Annotated in this window: 7 protein-coding genes and 1 riboswitch; of the genes, 6 read left to right on the plus strand and 1 reads right to left on the minus strand. The window is 59.0% G+C overall.

The window, feature by feature from the left end; genetic code table 11:
• Window positions 1-371, minus strand: a 371-nt coding sequence (locus AB4043_RS12695; RefSeq protein WP_442307198.1) for a transaldolase family protein, incomplete at its 3' end; no start/stop codon positions are given.
• Window positions 372-539: 168 nt separating this feature from the next.
• Window positions 540-616: riboswitch (adenosylcobalamin-variant (AdoCbl-variant) riboswitch) on the plus strand.
• Window positions 617-748: 132 nt separating this feature from the next.
• Here AB4043_RS12695 and AB4043_RS12700 point away from each other — a divergent pair.
• The 6 genes from AB4043_RS12700 to AB4043_RS12725 form a co-directional block, all read left to right on the plus strand.
• The gene (locus AB4043_RS12700) at window positions 749-1096 is read left to right on the plus strand and encodes an ATP cone domain-containing protein (RefSeq protein WP_442307199.1); all 348 of its coding nucleotides are present in this window, start codon (window positions 749-751) and stop codon (window positions 1094-1096) included.
• Window positions 997-2901 (plus strand): ribonucleoside-diphosphate reductase subunit alpha, encoded by a 1905-nt coding sequence (locus AB4043_RS12705; protein ID WP_442307201.1) that lies wholly within the window; start codon window positions 997-999, stop codon window positions 2899-2901. The genes AB4043_RS12700 and AB4043_RS12705 overlap by 100 nt, the downstream gene beginning before the upstream one ends.
• Window positions 2902-2969: 68 nt before the next feature.
• The gene (locus AB4043_RS12710; protein WP_442302296.1) at window positions 2970-4007 is read left to right on the plus strand and encodes a ribonucleotide-diphosphate reductase subunit beta; all 1038 of its coding nucleotides are present in this window, start codon (window positions 2970-2972) and stop codon (window positions 4005-4007) included.
• A gap of 244 nt (window positions 4008-4251) precedes the next feature.
• Window positions 4252-4779 (plus strand): helix-turn-helix domain-containing protein, encoded by a 528-nt coding sequence (locus AB4043_RS12715; protein WP_442302295.1) that lies wholly within the window; start codon window positions 4252-4254, stop codon window positions 4777-4779.
• 2 nt (window positions 4780-4781) lie between these two features.
• Window positions 4782-5348 (plus strand): hypothetical protein, encoded by a 567-nt coding sequence (locus AB4043_RS12720; protein WP_442302294.1) that lies wholly within the window; start codon window positions 4782-4784, stop codon window positions 5346-5348.
• 241 nt (window positions 5349-5589) lie between these two features.
• The coding region (locus AB4043_RS12725) for an SPFH domain-containing protein (protein WP_442307200.1) at window positions 5590-6070 on the plus strand (481 nt) is incomplete at its 3' end.

Consider the following 6070-nt stretch of genomic DNA (forward strand, 5'->3'; position numbering starts at 1 on the left):
TCTTCGTACTGCTTGATGATGTCGTGGGCGACAGCGATCGTCTTCTCTTTGTCGTAGGAGAGGCGAGCGTCCACCTCGGTCGATACGCGGCCGGGAACGATCTCAAGAATCTTCCTGCCGAAGGCGACGGCAAGCGTCTTGAAGGCTTCGGCGGCAATCGCCTTATCGTCGGCGTTGGCGCCGGCCTTCTGCTTGGCTTCCTTCAGCACTTCGTCCACAATGTGCGAATAGGCGGGCATGTTGGCCGCGGCAGTGATCAGGGACGGGTTAGTGGTGGCGTCAGTCGGCTTAAATTTCTCCATCGACTGCATATCGCCGGTGTCGGCTACGACGGTTGTGTACTGCTTGAGCTGCTCCAAAAGGGTCGCCATTGGAAAGTTCTCCTCGCACTTTAAGACTACACCTTCCAAAGGAATAGCAGGTGTGGTCCTACCAGTACATTGCTCTTCCGCTAAAATCCATTGCCTCACCTACATTTCCACATCGACCGCAATATCTTGGGTTGCTTTCTAATCCATCGCAAGCTACTGTGGAGGAACTTCACGATGTGCAGGGAAAGACCGGTGGAAACCCGGCACTGTCCCGCAACGGTTAAAGTCCGAGCACCTGCCGTGAGGAATACGCAAATCATCGTCCCCGCGGAGGGAACGGCGTGGTCAGCGGCTCAGGTGCCTTTCTCGTGCTGGCACCCTGACAGCCCTCCTCCCCGCCACGTCCGCAGAGGCCGGTGACAAGGAGCTTCTGAGCGATGGCCACCCTCTCCAACCATCCCATTTCGCAGGCTACGCTGCATGATATGCATCCCGGTTTTCCCGCACCTGCCTCGGAAACCGCGGTCATGCATGTGCGCAAGCGCAACGGCTCGCTGGAACCGGTCGACGTCAACAAGATCGTGCGCGCGGTACAGCGCTGCGCCCAGGGACTGAATAGTTCAGCGACCGTTTCGAGTACTTCGGCCTGCGCACTGTATATGACCGCTATCTCCTGCGCGATCCAATCTCGCGCAGCGTCATCGAAACACCGCAATACTTCTTCCTGCGCGTCTCCTGCGGCCTTGCCGGCACACCGGCGGAGGCGATTGAGTTCTATCGCCTGATGGCCTCGCACGAGTACATGCCGTCTTCACCGACGCTGTTCAACTCCGGCACCAAGCATCCGCAGATGTCGAGCTGCTATTTGCACGACTCTCCCTCGGACTCGCTGGAGTCGATCTACGACGCCTACAAGTCGGTCGCGATGCTCTCGAAGTTCTCCGGCGGCATCGGTCTCGCTTTCCACCGCGTCCGCAGCGAAGGCTCGCTGATCCGCGCCACCAACGGCCTGAGCAACGGCATTGTGCCGTGGCTGCGCACACTGGACTCTTCTGTCGCCGCCGTCAACCAGGGCGGCMRRCGYAAGGGCGCSKSCTGYGTSTACCTSGAGMCCTGGCACGCSGACATCGARSAGTTCCTGGAGCTGCGCGACAACACCGGTGACCACGCCCGCCGTACCTACAATCTGAACACCGCCAACTGGATCCCCGACCTCTTCATGGAGCGCGTGGATGCCGATGGCATATGGTCACTCTTCGATCCGAAGGATGTTCCACAACTTCCCGACACCTTCGGCGATGCCTTCAAGGCCGCCTACGAACAGGCCGAGGCCGACAAGAAGTACCGCCGCCAGGTAAAGGCTCGCGATCTCTATGCCCGCATGATGCGTACGCTGGCCGAGACCGGCAATGGCTGGATGACCTTCAAGGACGCCTGCAACCTGAAGTGCAACCAGACCGGCGTCCCAGGCAACACCGTGCATCTCTCGAACCTGTGCACCGAGATCACCGAGGTGAGCAGCAAGGATGAAACGGCCGTCTGCAATCTAGGCTCTATCAACCTGGCGCTGTACCTCACTCCGGAGGCCAAGTTTGACTTCGCCAAGCTGGCCGAGACGGTTCGTATCGCTGTACCGATGCTCGATCGCGTGATCGACATCAACTATTACCCGGTCGAGCCAGCAGCAAAGTCTAACGCCAAGTGGCGTCCAGTAGGCCTGGGTCTGATGGGACTGCAGGACGTCTTCTTCCAGATGAAGATCGCCTTTGACTCACCCGAGGCTCGTGAGCTCTCGCGCAAGATTCAGGAAGAGATCTACTATCACGCTCTCGTAGCCAGCAATCAGCTCGCCGAGCGTTTCGGCGCTCACGAGGCCTTCGCGCAGAGCCGCCTCGCCGAGGGCAAGCTGCAGTTCGATCTCTGGAATATCGTTCCGGAAGATACCGCCCGCTGGGACGCGCTGCGTGAGCGCATCAAGCAATTCGGCGTTCGCAACTCGTTGCTGATCGCCATCGCTCCGACGGCCACCATCGCGTCGATTGTCGGTTGCTACGAGTGCATCGAGCCGCAGRTCTCCAACCTCTTCAAGCGCGARACGCTATCGGGCGAGTTCCTGCAGGTGAACAAGTACCTGGTGAACGACCTGAAGGACCGCGGCCTGTGGAACGAAGAGATGCGGCAGCGTCTGAAGCTGAGCGAAGGCTCCGTACAGGGCATCGACGAGCTCCCGGACGATCTGAAGCTGGTCTACCGCACTGTATGGGAGGTCCCCATGCGCTCGCTGATCGATATGGCGCGCGATCGTGGAGCCTACATCGACCAGTCGCAGAGCCTGAATCTCTTCGCCGAGAGCCCCAACATCGGCAAGCTGTCGTCGATGTACATGTACGCCTGGAAGAACGGCATCAAGACCACCTACTACCTGCGCTCGCGCCCGGCGACGCGTATCGCCAAGACCACCATCCAGGGCTCCAGCGCGCGGCAGACTGCTCCGGCAGCAGCACCTGCCGCTGCTACTACAACCTACACGCCCTCTGAGGCCATCTCCTGCTCGCTCGAGAATCCCGAGAGCTGCGAAGCCTGCCAGTAACCCCATCCATCCAGCCAGTCCTTCTCTGATACAGGAAGGACTGGCCCTGTACTCGAAGGAGTCTACCTATGTCTTCGTCTCCGTCTTCCGTTGAAGTTCCCGAACATATCCTCGATCCCGGTCTCTGCCTGACCCTGCGCCCCATGCGCTACCCGGTCTTCTACGACATGTTCCGCGACGGTATCAAGAACACCTGGACCGTGGAAGAGGTCGACTTCTCCACCGACCTGGTCGATCTACGCAGCAAGCTCTCCCCGGCCGAAATCCACCTCATCCAGCGCCTGGTCGCCTTCTTCGCCACCGGTGACGCCATCGTCTCCAACAACCTGGTGCTGAATCTCTACAAGCACATCAACTCGCCCGAAGCGCGCCTCTATCTCTCGCGCCAATTGTTTGAAGAGGCCGTGCACGTGCAGTTCTATCTCACGCTGCTGGACAACTACATCCCCGATCCCGATGAGCGCGCCGCCGCCTTCTCCGCCGTCGAGAATATTCCTTCCATCCACAAGAAGGCCGAGTTCTGCATGCGCTGGATGGACTCCATCCAGAAGCTCGATCACCTGGAGACCATACAGCACCGCCGCCAGTTCCTTCTGAACCTGATCTGCTTCGCCTCCTGCATTGAAGGTCTGTTCTTCTTCGCCGCGTTTGCGTATGTCTACTTCCTGCGCTCCAAGGGACTCCTGCACGGCCTTGCATCAGGCACCAATTGGGTATTCCGCGATGAGAGCGCGCACCTCGAGTTTGCCTTCGAGGTCGTCAACGTCGTCCGCAGCCAGCAGCCGGATCTCTGGGATGCACAACTGGAGCAGGACATCGTCGAGATGCTGAAGGACGCGGTCAACTCTGAGCTACAGTTCGCGGAAGACCTGCTCTCCGGGGGTGTCGCCGGCCTGAGCGTACGCGATATGCGCCAGTACCTCGAGTACGTCGCCGACTCACGCGTCTCCCGTCTGGGCATGCAGCCGATCTTCGGCAGCAAGAATCCCTTCGCCTTCATGGAGCTGCAAGACGTGCAGGAGCTGACCAACTTCTTCGAGCGCCGCGTCTCCGCTTACCAGGTCGCCGTAGCAGGAGAGGTCGACTTCAGCCATGAGGATTTTTAAAAACAGTTGAATGGTTGGATAGTTGAATGGTTGAATCGTAGGCCCTCTCAAACGAGAGGGCCTTTCCACTTGAACCTTTAGCGGCATGTGGCTTGATATTGCAGCCCGCCACAATCACACGATTCAACCATTCAACGATTCAACCATTCAACAAAACCCACCCACGCAGTAAAACCTCCGGCACAAACGTCCCTCTTGACCTTTATCGCAATTTGCGATATAAATATTGCGGATTGCAATAGCCATGAAACTGGCAGAGAAAATCCGCTACCTCCGCGAGGTGGAAGGTTCGCTTCGCGGGATGAACCGGTCGATGACGCAGCAGGAACTGATGCGGGCCATTGAGGCAGAGACCGGAGGCTCGCTGAGCCAGAGCTACCTCTCGCAGATCGAGAGCGGAGCCCGCCCCCATCTCACCAACACAACCAGGCAGGTGCTGGCGAAGTTCTTCAAGGTGCATCCCGGCTATCTGGTGGATGACCCTGAGGGATATCATGCCGACTTGCTCTCGGATGCGCGGGTGCTAGAGGACAAGATCGATCTCTGGCTGGTCAGCGGAGCTGAGCGTTTCCGGCGCGATCCGGAGCTGCGCGCGGCGCTGTTGAAGGTGGCGCGCAATGACCGCTCCCGGCAATGCCTGCTGCTACTGGCATCGATTCTCGACACGCCCCACCTGGTCGAGCGGCTGACAGAAATTCTGCGGCCGGCAGAGGTGGAGAGGAAACCCGCGAAGGCTGTCCCAAAGAAGGCGGCTCGCGGAAGAAAGGAATAACGATGAATTGGGATGTCATCTATCTCGTCTGCTTTGGTACCGGATTGGTTTTGAGTGTGCTGTCCGCAGTCGGTGGTTTTGGACATCTTCATCTGGGACACTTCCACCTCGGCCATTCGGCCGGTCTGCACCATGGCCATGGAGTCTCGCGCTTCAACGCCTTCACCGTACTCGCGTTTCTGTGCTGGTTCGGCGGCGCCGGATATCTGCTGCATCACTACAGCGTATTCATCGCTCCTGTAGTCCTGCTGCTGGCGGCAGGAAGCGGTCTGGTGGGGGCGGCGATTCTGTTCACCTTCTTTACAAAGGTGCTGCTGCCGCGCGAGCGGGAGCTGACCGCCGAGGATACGGATGTTCGTGGTGTTACCGGACGGCTGAGCGCAGGCATTCGCGATGGAGGTACCGGCGAACTGCTGTACACGCAGAACGGCGTGCGCTGCTCGGCGATTGCCCGCAGCGCGGATGGGCAACCGCTGCCGCGTGGCGCCGAGGTGATCGTGCTGCGTTATGAGCGCGGCGTGGCCTACGTGAAGCCATGGCACGATCTCCAGCTCGACCGTCCGGATTAGAGCGTTTCCCTGTTATTGGGTATCCCGGAAAGGGCGTGCAGTGGCGTTTTCATTGCGGAAAACGCCCATAGGATGCAGAGGCTTTGGACTACACCCACAGGGAAAACGCTCTAGGGCCAGCTTTTACTCAAGTTCTTCTACCTGAGCTGCAGAAGAAAGCTCAATGCCTGCCCGGCCGCAGCCAGCGACCGGGTGAACGGCAGATCATGCCTTACGACTGGCTATAACTCAAAGGAATGTTATGCCGGACTCGGTATTCATTATTGTTGGACTCATTGCCGTATCGACGCTGGTTCTTCTGGTCCTTCTGGCCAAGATGTTTCGTAAAGCCGGACCAAATGAAGCCCTGATCGTCTACGGTTTTCGTGGGCCGCGTGTCATCAAAGGACACGGCTCGGTGATCTTCCCGCTCATGGAAAGCTGCCGCGAGCTCTCGCTTGAACTGATGTCGTTCGACGTCGCTCCGCAGCAGGACATGTACACCAAACAAGGTGTCGCCGTAACCGTAGAGGCCGTGGCCCAGATCAAGGTGCGCAGCGATCAGCAGTCGATCCTTACAGCCGCGGAGCAGTTCCTGACCAAGACACCCGCACAGCGCGAAGGTCTGATCCGCCTGGTCATGGAAGGCCATCTACGCGGCATCATCGGTCAGCTCACGGTGGAGCAGATCGTCAAAGAACCGGAGATGGTTGCCGACCGCATGCGCTCTACCTGCGCTGAGG

This window comes from Terriglobus sp. YAF25, from assembly GCF_052113305.1.
Lineage (GTDB): Bacteria > Acidobacteriota > Terriglobia > Terriglobales > Acidobacteriaceae > Terriglobus.